Below are 19,772 nucleotides of genomic sequence, written 5' to 3' on the forward strand. Positions count from 1 at the left end.
TTATTAACCTTGCTTTTCGTTTTCCTTATTTCTAATCTTCGTGAAGTACCACACATTCGGTTTCACAGAAAGCTCTTCCAATACATGGTAGGCTCTTGGCTCCTTCACTTCTGGTCCATTCTCTCCTTCTTCTAGTTTCAACATTTGTGAAATTCTAGAGTTAGGGTCTTTCATGTCACCAAAAACAATCGCTTCAGAAGGACAAGAAGCAGCACATGCTGAAGTAATCTCACCATCAACTGGTCGTCTACCTTCCATCTTAGCTCCTAATTTTCCTGCTTGGATTCTCTGAACACAGAAAGAACATTTTTCCATGACACCTCTAGATCGAACAGTAACATCTGGGTTCAATACCATTTTACCCAAATCATTGTTCATTGAAGTGTTTTCTGCAAACTGATCGTTATCGTGGTACTTGAACCAGTTAAATCTTCTTACTTTATATGGACAGTTGTTCGCACAATATCTTGTGCCGATACATCTGTTGTAAGCCATTTGGTTGAGTCCCTCTGTCGAGTGGTTGGTAGCAGCTACTGGACAAACTGTCTCACAAGGAGCGTTGTTACACTGCTGACACATCATCGGCTGGAAGGTCACCTCTGGATTCTCAGCTGCTGCTACTTCCATAGCTGCGTTTTTCGCCAGAGCTCCACCTTTGCTATCCACGATCTCTTCGTCGAAGCTGTAATATCTATCTATTCTCAACCAAGTCATTTCTCTTCGGTTGAGGACTTCTTCTTTACCTACGACTGGCACGTTGTTCTCTGCCTGACACGAAACGGTACAAGCACCACATCCAGTACAAGAGTTCAAGTCGATGGTCATACCCCAGTGGTGGTTTGGGTACTCATGACCAGACCATAGCGAGATCGCTCCTGGCTTCTCTTTACCACTGTATGTAGAGATCATTGGTTGACTTCTACCTGCACTTGCATCTTTTTGGTATTTCGAAAGAATAGATTCTTGGATCACATTCTCTCTACCCATATACGTCTGGTGTGTCTGTGTCTGAGCGATTCTGTATTCTTCACCACTCATTTCTACTTTGACACCTGAAGTTACGTTGAGATTCTGAGCCCCTGACTTGTAACTGATCAAAGGGTATGCATTGACACCAACACCGTTCGCGACTTTACCTGCTTTGGTTCTACCGAACCCTATGGCTACTCCTACCGTTCCTTTTGCTTGCCCTGGCTGTACCAGTGCTGGCAATTTCACGGTTTGGTTACCTACAGTCAAGGTTACCAACTGCGTTTTCATATCTCCTAGCTCTAGCCCAAGCTCGTTAGCCATCGCTGGTGAAATTGTCAAATAATTATCCCAAACTGCCTTAGTGATCGGATCAGGCATCTCCTGTAGCCAAGGATTATTAGCCTGAGTACCGTTACCTACGCTGTAGTTTTCATAAACGACCAATTCAATATCCGAACCTGTAGTCGACAACCCTTTGGCTGCTGCATTTAAGTCCGCGCTGAAAGTCGCTGCTGATGCTTCTATCGTGTTTTCGATCACACCATCTTGCAATGTCTTGTCCCAGAAGCCTTGTGCATCACCAGACTGACCTGCTGACCATTTGTTCTTCAAGAAGTCATAATAAGAAGTGCTGTTACCTGCCCAAGCCAAGAATGACTCACCTGCCTGACGTGTGTCAAACAATGGAGAAATCGTAGGCTGAGAGAAACTGAACTTACCTGCTACTGCTTCAAAATCATTCCAAGACTCTAAATAGTGGCTATCAGGAGCTAAAGCCTTTACCAAAGAAGTCGTTTCATCTTTTCTATCTGAAGTAGAAAGAGTGAATTTAGCCTTCTTCAAGCCTTCTGCTAGTTTAGATCCCAATGCGTGATCATAAACCGGGTTACAGTTAAAAAACAAAACTCCACCGTAGTTACCTGCATTGAGGCTCTTGATGAAGTTTACCATTTGTGTATCATTACCTTTTCTGGTGTTAACAGAAGCGGCTAAATCTATCGTCGAGCTATAACAACCTAGTAGGTTGTTGATAGCATTGATAATCACTTGAACGTTTTCGTCATTCGATCCTGATACAACCAAAGATTTCTCTTTGCTCGCCCATAGATCATTGGCTGCCTTCGTCAGTACAGCCGTATCAGCCAACTTAGGAGCAGACACTTTGCTCGCACCCGCTTTGGCCGCTATCAAGTTATAGAGGTTAGCCACGTAAGTTGCTTGCTCCGATGGCTTGATCCCTGATCTATAATCAGCATTAGACCCTGTCAAAGAAAGGTTTGACTCAAATGAGTACAACCTCGACATGGTCTTCTTTTTATCACTTAATCTTCTAGTCTGAGCAAATTGCTTGCTGTGAAGCGTATGGTTCAGCCAGTTACCTAAGAAATCAGCATCGAAAGACACGATCGTGTCTGCTTTGCTAAAATCATACGAAGGGACAACTCTTGAACCAAAAGACTTTTCATTGGCCGAAAGAATACCGCTGAATGAAACTTGATCATATTGGATATGCTCTATTCCTGCATACTTTGATTTCAATTGATCAATCGCCGCTAATGTAGAAGGAGAAAATACAGAGTTGCTAATGAGGGCAATCTTGCCAGCAGAAGCCAATTGCTTTGCCACCTCTTTGTCCAGATCAGCCCAAGAAACAGACTTGCCGTCCAACTCTGGACCTTTCAATCTTTCTTTATCATATAGAGATAGTACAGAAGCTTCTACTTGAGAAGAAGTACCTCCTCCACTAACAGAAGACAATTTATTACCAGCCACCTTGATTGGTCGACCTTCTCTAGTTTTTACTACTACACTACAGTAATCATTACCATTGACATAAGTCGTCGCATAATAGTTAGGGATACCTGGATCTACATCCGCAGGCTTATTCAAATAAGGGATGGCCTTTCTCACTGGAGTCTCACAAGCTGCCAAAGATGCCGCAGCAACTCCAAAGCCCATCAACTTCAAAAAGTCCCTTCTACTCGCTCCAGTTCCTTCTGATTCACCATTAATTGGCAAATACTCAGGGAATTCTTTTTCAGCATTTTTCTCGAATTCTGGATTTTTGGTCAATTCCTCTAATCCTTTCCAGTATTGCTTTTTGGTTTCTTTCATTTTATGATATCTATCCCAAAGATTCTTTTCAATTAATTAATAGTGACATTTAGCACATTCGAGTCCTCCAATGTCTTCAACTTTCATTGGCTCCTTGCTATGCTCTGCGTGTAGTTCCACCAGATTATCATAGTACTCGTTGCCTTTGGCATTGACATCAGTTTCTCTGTGACAGTTGATACACCATCCCATCGTAAGTGGGGCGTATTGATATACAACATCCATTTCCTCGATAGGACCATGACAAGTCTGACATTCTATCTCCCCAACAGCGACGTGCTGTGAGTGATTGAAGTAGGCCAAATCAGGCAGGTTGTGTATTCTCACCCATTCGATTGGCTGGTTGTTTTCAACAGCCGCATATATTTTTTGGATTTCTGGCGATTCGGTTTTGATCGCCGAGTGACAGTTCATACAAATATTAGGAGAAGGGATATTGGCATTCTTACTCTTTCTAACCCCTGTATGACAGTAGTTACAATCGATTTGATTATCTCCTGCATGTATTTTGTGAGAGAAAGCAATAGGCTGCGTTGGCTCATACCCTTGTTGCACACCGATGGTAAACAATCCATCAATAACGGATTTTAAAACGATCGCCGTAAAGATAAAAGCAACCAACCCTAAAAACGCATTACTCTTAACTAGCGCGACTACATCAAAGGTTTGATTAACGATCTCCTTATCCTCTTCTGCTAGCTCGTCCTTTTGTGAAAGGTATTTCTTAAGTACAGAAATAATCATTGCCAAAACCACAAGAATCAACACTAGAATGATCAAAATGACGATCATCAAGATATTAACCATCCCTGATGGCTCTTGCTCAGTAGCGACTGCTCCTCCTGTAGTATCTCCTGCAACTGGCGCTGCAGCTACTGGTTCTTTTTCTGATTCCGCTTTTAAATAAGCGACGATGGACAGTATCTCTTCGTCAGCAAAATCAAAAGAAGTCATTTGAGTCTTATTAAACTCTTCGTACAGTTTAACAGCATAAGGATCACCACTGCTGATTACTTTTTGAGAGTTCTTGACAAATGCCGTGATCCACGCAACATCTCTTCTTTTGTGCACGTCTTTAAGTGCAGGTCCCACTACCTTTTCATTGACCGCATGACAGACTGTACAATTGGCCTTGAATAATTTTTCTCCGCTAGATATTACTGCCTCATCACTGGGGATAGTAGTTCCAGCATCTTGTGCCATCGCTACATTTTGAGTCAATAAAACTGAAAAAATTAGTGAAAGAAATAACAAGCCTTTAAGCGAGCTACCCTTATTTGAATTGTAACTATATTTTTTTAACATCAGTTTTTGCTTTCCTTTTACTACAAAAAAGTGGTTGCAAATGTAGCCACGGGTTTTTCAATTTCAAAGGGTGATTTCTCGCTAAAAAGCCCACTTCTTCACCTACACCTCTCATCCATTGCTTTATATACTGATTAACAGGTGATTACGTTTATTTTCTAAGTAGTAAAATAAGGCTATTTAGAACTATTACAAATAAATAATTGAGACGTATTATATACCTCAAAATAGAAGAGAATGCAATAGGTATTTGTACGGAAAATTTGAATACATAATAATACTATGTATAATTGTCTTATGTATTCAAACGAACTCATCAAAGGCACACTTAAAACCATCATTCTAAAACTGCTTCAGGATAGTGGAAGAATGTACGGTTACGAAATCACACAAAGGGTAAAGTCTCTCACCGACGACAAAATCAACCTAACCGAGGGAGCGTTATATCCGACTCTTCACAAACTACAAGCGGAAAGTCTTATTACTTCAGAACAAGAGATATTTAATGGAAGAAAAAGAAAGTACTACTCCATAACAGAAACAGGTCAAGCCAATGCAACAGCTCGGGCTGAGGAATTCATTTCTTTCACCAAGACCATGTTTGCCATCATCAAGCCTCAATTGACCAAATAAGCCCTTATGCTCACCAACAATCAAATTCTCTATATATCCAACGATCTAAAATCTAAAGAACTATCCGCAGGCTTCAGACCTGAGGCACTAGATCACATCTGCTGTATGGTAGAGAGACACTTGATCACTGGTTTGCAATTTCGAGAAGCCTATGCGCTAGCACTACTAGATTTTGGAGACCAAGGGTTTACAGAATTAAAACAAACAAGTCCTATTATTCAGCAAAAACGAAAAACCATGATACAACAACTATTAACCTCAAGTCTCGCCGCTTCAATATTTTGTTACGTGTTTAACGTGTCTATCACAGACAGACCATCTATGCACCCTATCGCGCCAGAGACTGTCATCACTTCAAGTTTTGGCTTGCGAGTAGACCCCATCTCGAAAACCAAGAAGCCTCATCATGGAATAGATTTCAAAAGCCCTAGCGGCACACCCATTAAAGCTTCTGGAGATGGGGTGATCCTCTTTGCAGAACCTGACGGGTTTTACGGCAACAAGGTCATCATTCAACATGACAAGGAATACCAATCCATATACGCTCATCTAGGCAAAATCATGGTAGAGACAGGTCAAACTATCAAAAAAGGAGAAATCATCGGTACGGTTGGTAATACAGGGAGGACTACTGCCCCACATCTACATTTTGAAATCACTCAAAATGGAAAACATGTCGATCCAGCAGCATATCTATTAGAATGATAAAACTCAAATAGCACTATCATCGGTCTTGATCTTCATCAAGACCGAAAATGCATCATTAATATTTTTTGACTCCACGACGATCGAAAATTCATTGGATGTTGAGATCACCTCTATGATGTTGATCCCATACCACGCAATCATTTTGAATATATAATAATAGAGCCCATAAGCACGCACATTAGATGCCTTTAGCATGACTGTTGCGGAACTAAGTTCTTTATTACCAGTCAGGTACTGCTCATTTTTGAAGATATGCTCCACACGATCCGATATATTATCACTGATAATTAACGTGCGCTCATACATCCCTTGAGTAAAGGAACAATACGTGTCGGGTATACTCTGAATCTCATGGAGTAGACGTGTCTGGTTTTCGGTCAACGTCGAAGAATTGATATAAGTAAAAGTTGACAACCCCGAACGAACGAAAATATCACCAATATGTGCTCTAAAGTTCTTAGGGTTCAAATTAAGTGAATTAGTCCCCATCGTAGAGCGTCGCTTTAGTGCCATCAAAATAGACGCTTCGGTAGCTTCCTTCATCAGCTCCTTAGAGACAAACGGCTGTAACAACCTCGCCAATGAGGAATAATTGATCAAGCCAGCATTCATCGCTTCTTCCACAAAAGGCATCTTACGAATCCCCTCCTCAACTATGTCAGATATCTTCTTCATTTGTTAAATTATTAACACAGCGCAAAGTATATGAAAATATTTCACATTTATTTCACACACCGACTACTAAAAAATACTTTTGAAGAACCGAAAATGTAAAATCGATAACAATGGCAGTACAGACCCCTTTTTATTACTACGACCTAGCTCTATTAGAAAACACGCTTCAAGCGCTGAATGATGCTATACCTAGTTCAAAATTCAAGGTACACTATGCTGTCAAGGCCAACGCAGAAGATCGAATACTACAGACGATACAGCGATATGGACTAGGGGCAGACTGCGTGAGTGGCAATGAAATCACCAAGTCCATCGCCTGTGGATTCAACCCATCAGAGATCGTACTCGCTGGTGTAGGCAAAAGTGATGCAGAACTGCATACTGCCATCTCCAATGGCATCCATAGTATCAACTGCGAATCAATAGAGGAGCTAGAAGTGATCAATGAAATCGCTGAGCAGAACAACCGTGTGGCGAACATATCGTTCCGAATCAACCCAAATGTGGATGCCAAAACACACCACAAAATCACGACTGGTCTCAGCGAAAACAAGTTCGGCATTCCAATCAGTGAAGTGAGCCGAGCCATTGCCGAAATCCGAAAGATGGAATTTCTATCTCTCTCTGGTATTCATTTCCATATTGGCTCTCAGATTCTATCGATGGATCCGTTTATCAAACTATGCAACCAAGTAAACACGCTGTTAGACGAGATCGAAGGAGAAGGAATTCAACTCGACCACATCAATGTAGGTGGTGGGCTAGGAATCGACTATTTGAATCCTGACCAAAACCCAATTCCAGATTTTGAGAAATATTTTGCTGTATTCCATGAACATTTAAATGTACGAGATGGTCAGACGGTTCATTTCGAACTTGGCAGATCGGTAGTTGCCCAGTGTGGTTCCTTGATAACCAAAGTACTCTATGTCAAAAAAGGAGCTACAAAAAACTTTGCAATCGTAGATGCCGGCATGACAGAACTCATCAGACCAGCACTTTATGACTCTTATCACGAGATGGAAAACATCACTGCTGACTCATTACTAGGAACAGACAACTACTCTGTAGTAGGTCCAATATGCGAGAGTTCAGATGTTTTTGGTGAATTAGAAATGCCTATCACAAAGCGTGGAGACTTAATCAAAATCAAATCTGCTGGAGCCTACGGACAAGTACTAAGTTCAAATTATAATTTAAGAGATAGTGCAAAAGCATACTATTCTGATAAAAATGAATTAACATCGTGGGTTGGAAGTGAAAAAAAAGAAACCTCACTTACCTAAGAGACTGAATAAGTAGTTTAACGACTAGAGAAGGGCAGAAGAAATTCTGCTCTTTTTTTGCATAAATACCACTAAGCTAAACCAGTTGCACCCCAAGCAACTACTCCTCTTTGAGATTCAAAAATCATAAAGAGGATTTATCTTAATCACTCCCTCGCACAATCTCAACTAGAGTTACCCCAAATAATAGCTGAATAGTATATCTTTGTGCGATGCGCAGTTGCCTGCTAACCCACTTTAAATTATCCAATGGTTTCGATTAAGCTTGTCTCTACTAAAAAAGAACTTAAACAGTTCATTGATTTCCCTCACGACTTATACGCATCCAACCCTAACTATGTCCCTGAACTGTACATGAGTCAGTATGAGATTTTGGATAAAAAATCTGCTCCATTTTTCTTGCATTCTGAAGCAGACTACTTCTTAGCAGAGAGAGATGGAAAGATAGTAGGAAGAATAGCCGCTATCAAAAACAACAATTACATCGAATATACCTCCAATGAGATTGGTCATTTTGGTTTTTTTGATGTGATCAATGATTCAGAAGTAGCCAATGCGCTACTAGACAAGGCGAAAAGTTGGATAGCAGAACGTGGACTATCACAGATGGCAGGCCCGTACAACCTATCCACGAACGAAAGTTGCGGAACGCTCATCGAGGGGTACGACCTACCTCCGACAATCATGATGACCTTTAATGAACCGTACCTCAATGACCTCTTGATAGCATACGGATTTGAGACTGACATGACGCTACTTTCATACATTGTCTACACGAAGGACATGCCCGAAAAACTAAGTAGGATGTCTGGACTACTCAAAGACCGGTTAGAATCGAAAGGAATCACCATAAGAAAAGCCAACCTCAAAGATTTTAAAAACGAAGTAGACAAACTCTATCGAGTATATAATAAGGCTTGGGAGAAAAACTGGGGATTTGTGCCCATGACTGAGGAGGAGTTCAAACACTCTGCCAAAGACATGAAGCTCATAGTAGATCCAGACTTTCTTTTAATAGCTGAGGCAAAGGGAGAACCCATTGCATTTTCACTGAGCTTACCAGATCTAAATGTGGCTCAAAAACACATCAAAAGAGGTCGTCTCCTACCGTTCGGAATATTTAAGTTACTTTATTACAAAAGAAAGATAGATCGAGTGAGGGTAATCACCCTTGGAGTTGTCGAAGAATATAGGAAGTTGGGTATCGATGCATATTTCTATGCCAAAGCGTTCGAAGAAAGCAAAAACAAAAATCTACTTTATGGTGAGGCTTCTTGGATATTGGAGAGCAACGAAATGATGAACAAAGCGTTGATAAACATCAATGCAAATGTTTACAAAAAACACAGATTGTACAAAAAAGCAATCTAACAGAAAAAACATTATAGAATTAACTGGCGATCAGAATACTAGGAACTGCATCGCCCTATAAATAAACTTACTTAATGAGTATTTTAAAAGATCGTCTTGCGAAATATACATATGCTGACGAAGTGAAAGCAGCGGGCTTGTATCCATATTTTAGAGAAATAGGTTCTAATCAAGATACTGAAGTTATCATTAATGGCAAGAAGGTACTCATGTTTGGTTCCAATAGCTATCTAGGACTCACCAACCATCCAAAAGTCAAAGAAGCTGCACAAAAGGCAATAGAAAAATATGGTACTGGATGTGCTGGATCTCGATTCCTAAACGGAACTTTAGATCTTCATATCGAATTAGAGAACAAACTTGCAAAGTTCTTCAAGAAAGACGCTGCACTCATATTTAGCACTGGATTTCAAACCAATCTAGGTGTTATTTCTTGTATGACGGGACGCAATGACTACATCATCTTAGATGAGTTTGACCATGCCTCTATCATCGACGGCACTAGGCTCTCGTTCTCCAAAGTCATCAAGTACCGCCACAACGATATGAGTTCTCTAGAGGCACAGTTATCCAAGCTCCCGCCAGAAGCTGTTAAAATGATCGTTGTAGATGGGATTTTTAGCATGGAAGGAGATATCGTCAAACTCCCTCAGATCGTAGAGCTTGCTAAAAAATATAGTGCTGAAATAATCGTCGATGATGCACATGCAGTGGGTGTCATCGGAGAAAATGGATCTGGTACGGCTTCTCACTTTGGTCTCACTGATGATGTAGACTTTATAGTAGGCACCTTCAGTAAATCTTTAGCTTCGCTCGGTGGTTTTGTTGCTGCGGATCAAGTAGCAATAGACTACATGAAGCATCATGCCAGAGCCTTAATATTCTCAGCGAGTATTCCTCCATCCTCAGCAGCCAGTGCACTAGCTGCGCTAGAACTGATGCAGACACATCCTGAATTGATGGACAAACTATGGGAGAACACCAATTACACCATTTCAAGTCTTCGAACATTAGGTTTCGAAATTGGGCCTACAGAGTCTCCTATCATTCCGATATACGTGCGTGACAATGAAAAGACATTTCAACTGACACAGTACCTAGTAGAAAATGGGGTCTTTGTGAACCCGGTCATCTCTCCTGCTGTAAAAAGCGGAGACTCGTTGATTCGTTTCTCTCTAATGGCCTCTCACTCACATGAGCAGATTGATTTTGCTTTGGACAAGTTAGTTCAGGCTAGAAAAAAGATTGGTTTTGGTCAAGAAGTAGAAATCCTAGCAGAAAAATCTGTCATAGCCAAATAACAAAAAAGCAGGAGGAATCCTGCTTTTCATTTCCCTTAATACTCTTTTAGCTTTTTAGTTTTCAGATTGCTTTGGCGATATCATACGTGGTTTGGCTGGTACTGGCTTTTTCCTGAATCCAAAACGGTAAATCACGTAGTAGTTAAATCCAAAAACACTTGTCTTAGACGCCTCTCCATAGCCAGGTATCTCAAAGGGCTCTAATGTATCTACACCATCAAGGTCTTTCGCCAATTTAAAACGAATAGTATATCCCATATAAAGTGGACCTGCTATTCGTACATTCAAGCCCATAGTAGCCTCCAACCATCTCGCTTGTAAATCATCATTGCTAAAAGCCAGCTGTTTTTCAGACCAAAAATCCTCCGCAGTAAGTGAGTAATCTATCTTATCCGAAAAATCAGATTGTGCATACATCAACCCAAAACATATAACATTCCGGTTCTTATTATAAGGAATAAGATTGATTTGTGGCCCTACTCTAAAAAAATTACCCGTACTCGAATAATCAAAACCATCACCGCTTGAACTTAGCACAGTCCGTCCCGCATCTACGGCTAAGTAATAAAAATCAAAATCGATTTTAGCCTGAAACTCGGTCTGAACATCCCCTGAAGCTAATCGCCCTAATCCAACTACATCAGCAGCAATAAAAAACTCAGAAGGTTTCCAGTCCCTAACTCTTTTTTCATAAACCTGTGCCTCAGCCTGTGCCACCGACAGCAAGGCTGCCAGACTAATTATATACTTGAATATTTTCATCAATAGAACTATCAATTGTTGATTGTATGACCGAAACAGAGTCAAATGTATGATACACTATCTTTAGGTTTTGATACTTAAAAAATGGACCACATCGTTCAGACAGCCATTCCAATTTCCTATCATACTTCAATTGAATCGTGTCAATAGAAACACCTGTTACGAAATAATAAGCCAATGTATCAGCAGATGGGTTGAGAGGAAAAGTAAAAACGGACAAAGTATCAGCGCTCGTGTACAACAATGAATCTGTCCCTGCTGTTCCTATTAAATCATATCTCAACGTATCAATTTCCAACGTCTCGAAATCGTAGAACCCCATATTTATCTCGTCATAGGGACGCTCCAAATCACATTCAGGCTCATTCTGACAAGCCATCAAAAAAAACAGTGACCCCAAAATCACTACAGAAAACAACACGAAATTCTTCATCTCATCACTAACATTTCGATTGCTAAGTTACTTATATATCTTGAATCCGTTTGCTTCAAGAAGGTAGAGCACTCCGTCAAAATATCTAAACTTATTAGAGGCGACTTTAGGCAAGGGCAAAGCTCTCTTCTTTTGACTGTATAGGTTCACAAACTGTAACATACCTTCATTCACATAATATAATTCATCTCTAAAAAAACCTATCTCATCCGCAACCACCTCTAGTTCAAAAAGAAAATTTCCCAAATTATCAAACACAAAAACACCTTGTTTAGAGTCTATCAAATAACTCCGGTTGTCATGATTCTTTATGACAACATCAGTAGCGCTTCCTTGGTTTAGGACTTGAGCGAGACTCCTCCTTTCGAGCACTTCATTTCGTCCAGGGTCTATTCGAATCAAAGAAAAACTACTCATATCCACAAGCCAGATAGTCTGCTGTGAATCTGGTGCTATATCTGAGACAAACCCAAAACCAAAGTCCGCATAATTATATTTGACAGGAGCCGATAGGTATCGATTCAAAATAACAATCTCTTGAAAATCTTGATAGAACAAATACACTTTGAACTGACTATTAAAATCTATCTGCTGCACTCTATTGTTGACGAGCGGTGAGTATTCCAACATCAAGCTACCATCAGCAGTGAACTTCGCCAAATCCCCATTAGTCCTAGTGACATACATCGCACCCTTGCCATCCAACTCCAACTGATCAGCATCTTTCCAACTAACCTCCTTATACAGTCTCCACTGTGCTGAGACATCCATCGACCAAACTAGTACACATCCGATGACAAGTATCGATCTCATAGCGAGAAGTAAAGTAGTTTCAGTTCATCCCCATCAAACTCAGCATAACTATCTCTATCCATCCAATCTCCAAGATTGCAATACACAGCTCCATTTGACAACTCATGATAGCGATCTACATGACTATCGCCATAGATATAAAAATCATGGTATTGAGATCCTTGCATCCTTTCACTATGTGCGATCAAATGCTTATCACAACTCGTTCCCTTCTGACTATGCCTGCTTTTTCCTGACCATAAATTGGCCAATGTAATCCCGACATCAGGGTGCAGCCAACTAAACAGCCATTGGCAAACTGGATTAGTAAACACTTTCTTGATTACGCGAAATTTACCATCCAAGGGATTCAAGCCGTCCCCATGTGCAATAAAAAACTTCCGTCCCCCTATGATCAAAGACTGCGATTGATGCAAAATAGTCGCACCCAACTGCTCTTTTAGATAATCGCCAAGCCATAGGTCATGATTCCCTACGAAGACAACAATCTCTATCCCACGATCTGACAGCTCCGCAAGTTTTCCTAAAAAACGCACATACCCCTTAGGTACAACATGCCGGTACTCGAACCAAAAATCAAATAAGTCTCCCACCAAAAATAGCACTTGCGCATCAGCAGCAACATAATCTAGCCACGCTATGATCCGTCGCTCCCGGTCCAAAGACGTCTCAAAATCAGGCGCACCCAGATGAAAATCACTGGCGAAGTAAACCTTCTTACCTTCAGCTAATATGGGGATGTCGATATTCATCAAAAAAAATGGGACACAAAGTCCCAAATTAGTTTTTTAGTATAATTAATCAGCAGAGAGCGACCACAATCCCTCTCTACATTTTTTCGTTCGTAGAATCTTCTTCCTCTACTTCAGTCTTAACAGTAGTTTTTAACTCTTCTAGTGCCTCCTCATTCTTCATTTCTTGAGGTCCTTTATCACTTCCGCTTCCGTTAGTAAAAGCCTCATAATTTGTTTCCTTTTCGAAAGGCCTCTTTCCAATCAAACGCTCTAAATCGGCTTGAAAAATAATTTCCTTCTCTAACAAAGACTGAGCAATTTTCTCAAGATCATCACGCTTATCGATCAACAGAGCTTTCGTTCTCGCGTAAGCCTGATCGATAATAGATTTCACTTCCTTATCAATCTTCTCGGCAGTAGCATCCGAATATGGCTTATTAAAATTATACTCTGACTGCTTAGAATCATGGAAAGAAAGGTTACCAATAGCCTCGTTCATACCATATACCGTCACGATGCTATAGGCTACTTTAGTAATTCGCTCCAGATCGCTGAGCGCGCCGGTAGATATCTTACCAAAAATAATCTCCTCAGCAACTCGACCTCCTAGTGCCATACACATTTCATCCAAAAGCTGTTCCGTTTGATACAGGTACTGCTCCTTAGGCAAGTACTGTGCATACCCCAAGGCAGCCAAACCTCTCGGTACGATACTCACCTTGACCAATGGATCTGCATGCTCTAAGTACCATCCTGCCACTGCGTGACCTGCCTCATGATAGGCTACAATCTTTTTCTCTTCAGGAGAAATAATTTTCGTCTTCTTCTCCAAACCACCAATCACACGATCGATAGCATCTTGAAAATCAATAGCATCTACTGCCTTTTTATCCTTTCTAGCCGCGATCAAAGCAGCCTCGTTACAAACGTTAGCAATCTCTGCTCCCGCAAAACCAGGTGTCTGAGCAGCTAGCTTTCTAGAATCTATATCTTTTGCAACCTTCAAAGGCTCCAAGTGCACTTTGAATATAGCATCTCTACCAATGATATCTGGCTTGTCTATCCCAATCTGTCTATCAAAACGTCCTGGTCTCAACAATGCAGAATCCAATACATCTGGCCTATTAGTTGCTGCTAGGATAATCACCCCAGTATCTGTAGAAAATCCATCCATTTCTACCAACAGAGAATTAAGCGTATTTTCTCTTTCATCATTAGAACCAGGCATCTGCCCCTTTCCTCTAGATCGACCGATTGCATCGATCTCATCGATAAACACAATACACGGTGCCTTTTCTTTGGCTTGCTTGAAGAGATCTCTCACTCTCGCTGCACCTACCCCCACAAACATCTCTACAAAGTCAGAACCAGACAGCGTAAAGAAAGGCACGCCAGCCTCTCCAGCGACAGCCTTTGCCAGCAAAGTCTTACCTGTACCAGGAGGGCCTACGAGCAATGCACCCTTCGGAATCTTACCCCCTAGTTTGGTGAATTTGGTAGGCGTTTTCAAGAACTCTACGATCTCCTTTACTTCTTCCTTCGCTTCGTCTAGACCTGCTACATTGTCAAAGGTAATCTTGACTTTGTTCTCCGCATCAAAAAGCGCCGCTTTAGATTTTCCGATATTAAAAATCTGTCCACCAGGGCCTCCTCCACCGGTCATTCTTCTCATCAAGAACCAAAACCCGAAGATGATGATGATGAAAAATCCAGAATTCAAGAAAATATTGGTATAATCCGAACGCTCATCAACCAAGTACTCGTACTGTGGGCCATTATTTAGCCTAGCATTCAATTCGTCTTTTTTCTTGACGAATATATCCTTGCTCTCTATTTTAAAGAAATACTGAGGGCCGTTTGTAGACATACCCAGACTATTCTGATCTTCTAGCTCTAGCTTGTATTTGCTATTGTCTAATGCCTCCTCGTTCAGCGTTACTTCCACGATATTTTGATTCCCTATCAGCGTCACTTTCTTGATGTCATTACTGAGCACCATACTTTCGAATCGCTTAAAAGAAATCTCCTTTGCTGAATTGTTATTGGAAAAATACGAGATGCCAAAGATGAAAGTCATCAAGCCAATAATCACCCAAATCTGATAATTGGGCTTATTGGGTTGTGTGGCTGTATTTTTATTTTTTGGTTTTTCCGCCATTATAATTTTATTCTAAAAGTCTTTGTTAACGCTTATTCCTATTCTAGGTTATTAATCTTCGATCTGAGTCAATATAGCATCGCCCCACAGTTTTTCGAGCGAGTAAAATTCTCTTCGATCTTTTCTAAAGATGTGAACCACTACATCGGCATAATCGAGCAAAATCCACTCTTTGTTTTCTCTACCCTCCTTATGCCATGGGTCTATTTTCAAGGTCTTGTATACTTCGTCCTCCACTGATTGGGCTATCGCCTCTAGTTGAGTATCCGAAGTACCAGAGCAAATTACGAAATAATTAGCAACTGAGTTGGTTATATTCTTCAAATCAATGACAACTATATCTGAAGCCTTTCTTTCCTGCATTCCTTGAACCACTACCTCTTCTAAACTATCAGATTTCTGGGCTTCCTTTACTTCTGTCATATATTGTCTATAATTTCGTACAAAATTAATCAATTAATCTTGCATAAATTCTTTGCCAAAACTCGATTTATAGGAAAAAAGGTGATCTTTCTGCCACAATGTCACTCTACCAATGAAATCGCCATGTCATTGGTTAACAATCGGCACGCCTCTGAAGGACTGATCGTCATGACCGCTGATCAAACCCATGGCAAAGGTCAGCGTGGCAACACGTGGCAGTCCGACGCTGGCAAGAACCTGACCTATTCTATCGTTCTCCAGCCTAGATCGCTACACATCTCCCATCAGTTCCGACTCCATCAGATGATTTCATTAGCTGTTCACGAAGCTTTATCCCCTATTTTACCTCCAGGACTCAAAGTCAAATGGCCCAACGACATCTACTATGGCGACAAAAAAATAGGCGGCATACTCATCGAAAACACACTTAGAGGAGCTCAAATAGACTATGCCATTATTGGTATTGGAATCAATGTCAATCAAGAGTACTTTACTCTTGACAAAGCCACTAGCCTAGCAAAGGTTCGCCAAACGACCTTTGATATAGATCAAATAGCAGAAGACATCTTGATCGCTATGGAAGAACTGTACGAACCACTATCAGAACCTCTCGCCAACTTAGCTGCCAAATATGAGCAGATACTTTACAGAATCCACGAAACACACCGCTATCAAGCCGAAGGAAAAATTTTCCACGGACAAATCACAGGAATCGCCCCTGATGGCAAACTGATGATAGAAGAAAAAGGGAATGTCCATCATTTTGACTTCAAAGAAGTCTCCTTTATATAAAGAGGTTAGCCTATCTATTGGTGTAAATTGGTGACGGTTTATTTCCATGAATTAGTTTAACTTTGCCATCCAAAAACAAATGGCATTAATCTCAGGCGTGCCTGTTAGTATACAGAATAGAACCTGAACCAACACTCGGACGTTAAGCGTCAGAAAATCAAAACCATCTCCTTTGCAAAGGAGGATTGAAATATAAAGCAATGATAGATACACAAGTAAAAAACAAAGTAAAGGATATCAGTCTTGCAGGCTGGGGAAGAAAAGAAATCAAACTCGCCGAAGCAGAGATGCCAGGTCTCATGTCCTTGAGAGAAGAGTATGGCGACAGCAAACCACTCGCTGGAGCTAGAATAGCAGGATGTCTACACATGACCATCCAGACTGCCGTATTGATCGAGACTTTGATCGAGCTAGGTGCTGAGGTGACATGGTCATCGTGCAACATCTTCTCTACACAAGATCACGCTGCTGCTGCCATCGCTGCTGCTAACATCCCAGTATTCGCATGGAAAGGCATGAACGAAGAAGAGTTTGACTGGTGTATCGAGCAAACGCTTTTTGCATTCGAGGGAGGAAAGCCACTCAACATGATCCTAGATGATGGTGGAGACTTGACCAACATGGTACTCGACAGATTCCCTGAACTCGTCAAAGACATCAAAGGTCTATCTGAAGAAACTACTACGGGTGTACACAGACTGCAGGAGCGCGAAGCGAAAGGCACGCTGCCTATGCCTGCTATCAATGTCAATGACTCGGTAACCAAGTCAAAATTTGACAACAAATACGGCTGTAAAGAATCTCTCGTCGATGCAATCAGAAGAGCAACAGACGTCATGATGGCTGGTAAAGTAGCCGTCGTAGCTGGATACGGTGACGTTGGAAAAGGATCTGCTGCATCTCTAAGAGGTGCTGGCGCGAGAGTAATCGTGACGGAGATCGATCCAATATGTGCGTTACAAGCTGCAATGGATGGTTTTGCAGTGAAGAAAATGGATGATGCAGTCAAAGAAGGCGACATCATCGTAACCACTACTGGTAACAAAGACATCATCGTAGATCGTCACTTCAAAGCGATGAAAGACAAAGCTATCGTCTGCAACATTGGTCACTTCGACAATGAAATCGACGTAGCATGGTTGAATACCAACGCTACTAAAGACGAAATCAAACCTCAAGTAGACCTATACACGCTAGATGGTAAAGAGATTGTGCTCCTAGCAGAGGGGAGACTTGTCAACTTAGGCTGTGCTACAGGACATCCATCATTCGTGATGTCTAACTCGTTCACCAATCAAACATTGGCACAACTAGAGCTTTGGACAAACACCGATGCATACGAAAACAAAGTATATATGCTCCCTAAACACCTCGATGAGAAGGTAGCAATGCTTCACTTAGCAAAAATCGGTGTAGAGCTAGACGTACTATCTACAGAGCAAGCAGAATACATCGGCGTGACAGTAGAAGGACCATACAAACCAGAGTACTACAGATACTAATCAGTAGCACCTCTCAAAAGAACCAAAGCCCCATCCTACCGATGGGGCTTTTTATTTATTCATCAAGAAGTAACGTAAATAGCCATACTGCTCAATCCATCCTAATGCCTAATCATCAACTGGTGGGTACTCGTCCCGAACTGGCTCTGCACTTTCATCACATACAGACCTGCGGGATGTGTACTCAGATCTACCTCGAACTCTCCAATTCTTTGCTCGTCCACTACCAAAGAAAAGCGCTCCACTTCACGTCCCTCTACATCAACGATCAGTACGGATAGCTTAGATGAGGCAGGCAACTTTAGTCTCAAATTCATCACATTCGCTACAGGATTAGGATAGATCAATATTTCCTTTTCTTCCAGTACATTCTCTTGATCGATCAGAGACGCTAGCGCTCTTGCTGCATTGACTCTTCCCCATCCATAGTAGGGATCCCAGCCCTCAACATCTTCTTGGGTGCTTCCTATTTGATCTTCGCAGGATGAGGTCATGATTGCAGTCACTTGAGAGGGAGGCAAATCTTCATCTATTGCCAACAAAAGAGATACGACACCTGTTGTCATCGGTGCAGCCATAGAGGTGCCTGCCCATATGTTTCCAGGACGATCCGTACTGTACTGGTTCAGACCCAAGATATAATTACCTGGTGCGATGATATCTATGTGATCGCCATAGTTGCTTCCTCTAGAAGGGCTACCATTAAACGCCGTACTACGCTGATCATCTGGGTCACTTGCTCCCACAGCCAGCGTGTGATGATATGCTGCTGGATAATTAGGAATCGACGAATTGCCATTGCCCATACTAGCTACTATCAGCACACCTTTGCGATAGGCATAATCCACCGCTTCTTTCAGAGCCCTAGAATCATCTACTCCTACGAGAGAAAAATTGATCACATCGACACCTTCCTGCACCGCATAGTAGATCGCACGAATCCAGTCACTATAGTAGCCGACCTGACTCCCACCCACTACTTTGCAAATCATCAAGCGACAGTTCCAGTCTATGCCTGCATACCCCAAAGCATTATTACCATTGGCTGCCAGGACGCCTGCGACTGCTGTACCGTGTCCATTGTCATCCATAGGATCATTGTCTTCGTTGACAAAGTCCCAACCGAAATAATCATCGATATATCCATTGTGATCATTGTCTTCACCGTCATATCGATCATCATCATTTCGCCATAGACGTCCAGCAAACTCCGCATGGTCAGGATTGATGCCGCTATCTATGATTGCTACGGTGATGGATGCACTGCCCTGTGACCGCTCCCAAGCTGACAATGCTTGTATGTCTGCTCCTGCCTTTGGAGTCCCAAAATTGAAGGTACCGTCGTTGTACAAATACCACTGCTGATCAAACTCTGGGTCATTAGGTACGTCCATTGACTGCCCCGCCGCGCGTCCTATATAATCTGGCTCGACGTAACTAAACAACTCCGACTGGTGGTACTGATCGAGTAAGCTATCCAAAGGCTTACTGCCCGTAAACTCTAGTACAAACAATGATTCCTCAAGACTCTCTCTAGACAAAGACTGAGTTCGAGCCGGGATCGCCAGTTTATGTTCATCGATAACTCTACTCAGACTGGATTGACTGTCTGGATAGGAAAACAACTGACCTTCTTTGAGTTTGACAATCAATCGTGGCTGAGCTGATAGCGTACTACACACACACCAGAGTATACCCATACAGAACCACCATACGCTAAGACTCATTCTCATCACTTAACCTTGTTTGTTACCATACTTCAATCCTATTGCTATGGTTGAAAAAACCT

17 protein-coding genes are annotated in these 19,772 nt (G+C 41.6%); 7 read left to right on the forward strand and 10 right to left on the reverse strand.

The window, feature by feature from the left end; all coding sequences use genetic code 11:
• Positions 1–3 precede the first annotated feature (3 nt).
• Both BUB99_RS12055 and BUB99_RS12060 read right to left on the reverse strand, forming a co-directional pair.
• A complete protein-coding gene (locus BUB99_RS12055) occupies positions 4–3,087 on the reverse strand; it encodes a TAT-variant-translocated molybdopterin oxidoreductase (protein ID WP_073122769.1) in 3,084 nt (1,027 codons plus the stop codon).
• Between the two features lie 36 nt (positions 3,088–3,123).
• Positions 3,124–4,290, reverse strand: a complete 1,167-nt coding sequence (locus tag BUB99_RS12060) for a cytochrome c3 family protein (protein WP_245816835.1) — start codon at positions 4,288–4,290, stop codon at positions 3,124–3,126.
• Positions 4,291–4,689: 399 nt separating this feature from the next.
• On the opposite strand from BUB99_RS12060, the gene BUB99_RS12065 reads away from it, so the two are divergent.
• Positions 4,690–5,025, forward strand: coding sequence for a PadR family transcriptional regulator (locus BUB99_RS12065; RefSeq protein ID WP_073122771.1), 336 nt, complete (start codon positions 4,690–4,692; stop codon positions 5,023–5,025).
• A gap of 6 nt (positions 5,026–5,031) precedes the next feature.
• Positions 5,032–5,730 (forward strand): M23 family metallopeptidase, encoded by a 699-nt coding sequence (locus BUB99_RS12070; protein WP_073122772.1) that lies wholly within the window; start codon positions 5,032–5,034, stop codon positions 5,728–5,730.
• Positions 5,731–5,736: 6 nt separating this feature from the next.
• On the opposite strand, the gene BUB99_RS12075 is transcribed toward BUB99_RS12070, so the two are convergent.
• Complete coding sequence (locus tag BUB99_RS12075; RefSeq protein ID WP_073122773.1) at positions 5,737–6,408, reverse strand: hypothetical protein; 672 nt, start codon at positions 6,406–6,408, stop codon at positions 5,737–5,739.
• Between the two features lie 104 nt (positions 6,409–6,512).
• Here BUB99_RS12075 and lysA point away from each other — a divergent pair, with 104 nt between their 5' ends.
• The 3 genes from lysA (at position 6,513) to spt (ending at position 10,366) form a co-directional block, all read left to right on the forward strand.
• Positions 6,513–7,694, forward strand: coding sequence for a diaminopimelate decarboxylase (lysA, locus tag BUB99_RS12080; protein WP_262501903.1), 1,182 nt, complete (start codon positions 6,513–6,515; stop codon positions 7,692–7,694).
• Positions 7,695–7,943: 249 nt separating this feature from the next.
• Complete coding sequence (locus tag BUB99_RS12085) at positions 7,944–9,065, forward strand: hypothetical protein (protein ID WP_073122775.1); 1,122 nt, start codon at positions 7,944–7,946, stop codon at positions 9,063–9,065.
• A gap of 74 nt (positions 9,066–9,139) precedes the next feature.
• On the forward strand, positions 9,140–10,366 hold the full coding sequence (gene spt / locus BUB99_RS12090) for a serine palmitoyltransferase (RefSeq protein WP_073122776.1): 1,227 nt from the start codon (positions 9,140–9,142) through the stop codon (positions 10,364–10,366).
• Positions 10,367–10,420: 54 nt separating this feature from the next.
• Here spt and BUB99_RS12095 read toward each other — a convergent pair whose 3' ends face one another.
• The 6 genes from BUB99_RS12095 to rsfS form a co-directional block, all read right to left on the reverse strand.
• A complete protein-coding gene (locus BUB99_RS12095; RefSeq protein WP_073122777.1) occupies positions 10,421–11,128 on the reverse strand; it encodes a DUF6048 family protein in 708 nt (235 codons plus the stop codon).
• Entirely contained in the window at positions 11,103–11,561 is a 459-nt protein-coding gene (locus BUB99_RS12100) for a DUF6452 family protein (protein WP_073122778.1), read from the reverse strand. Before BUB99_RS12100 ends, BUB99_RS12095 begins: the two co-directional genes overlap by 26 nt.
• 27 nt (positions 11,562–11,588) lie before the next feature.
• Entirely contained in the window at positions 11,589–12,374 is a 786-nt protein-coding gene (locus BUB99_RS12105) for a hypothetical protein (RefSeq protein WP_073122779.1), read from the reverse strand.
• Positions 12,371–13,126 carry a UDP-2,3-diacylglucosamine diphosphatase gene (locus tag BUB99_RS12110; protein ID WP_073122780.1) on the reverse strand — a complete coding sequence of 252 codons (756 nt, stop codon included), beginning with the start codon at positions 13,124–13,126 and terminating at the stop codon, positions 12,371–12,373. The genes BUB99_RS12105 and BUB99_RS12110 overlap by 4 nt, the downstream gene beginning before the upstream one ends.
• A 76-nt stretch (positions 13,127–13,202) precedes the next feature.
• Entirely contained in the window at positions 13,203–15,266 is a 2,064-nt protein-coding gene (gene ftsH / locus BUB99_RS12115) for an ATP-dependent zinc metalloprotease FtsH (RefSeq protein ID WP_073122781.1), read from the reverse strand.
• 51 nt (positions 15,267–15,317) lie between these two features.
• Positions 15,318–15,689: a ribosome silencing factor gene (gene rsfS, locus BUB99_RS12120; protein WP_073122782.1), complete on the reverse strand. Its 372-nt coding sequence runs from the start codon at positions 15,687–15,689 to the stop codon at positions 15,318–15,320.
• Between the two features lie 39 nt (positions 15,690–15,728).
• Here rsfS and BUB99_RS12125 point away from each other — a divergent pair, with 39 nt between their 5' ends.
• Together BUB99_RS12125 and ahcY are read left to right on the forward strand one after the other, a co-directional pair.
• A complete protein-coding gene (locus BUB99_RS12125; RefSeq protein ID WP_073122783.1) occupies positions 15,729–16,481 on the forward strand; it encodes a biotin--[acetyl-CoA-carboxylase] ligase in 753 nt (250 codons plus the stop codon).
• Positions 16,482–16,681: 200 nt separating this feature from the next.
• A complete protein-coding gene (gene ahcY, locus BUB99_RS12130; RefSeq protein ID WP_073122784.1) occupies positions 16,682–17,983 on the forward strand; it encodes an adenosylhomocysteinase in 1,302 nt (433 codons plus the stop codon).
• Between the two features lie 101 nt (positions 17,984–18,084).
• Here the strand turns inward: ahcY and BUB99_RS12135 are convergent, their stop codons facing one another.
• The gene (locus tag BUB99_RS12135; protein WP_221407503.1) at positions 18,085–19,710 is read right to left on the reverse strand and encodes a S8 family serine peptidase; all 1,626 of its coding nucleotides are present in this window, start codon (positions 19,708–19,710) and stop codon (positions 18,085–18,087) included.
• Positions 19,711–19,772 lie beyond the last annotated feature (62 nt).

Origin of the sequence: Reichenbachiella agariperforans (assembly GCF_900142205.1) — a bacterium.
Taxonomy (GTDB): Bacteria; Bacteroidota; Bacteroidia; order Cytophagales; family Cyclobacteriaceae; genus Reichenbachiella; species Reichenbachiella agariperforans.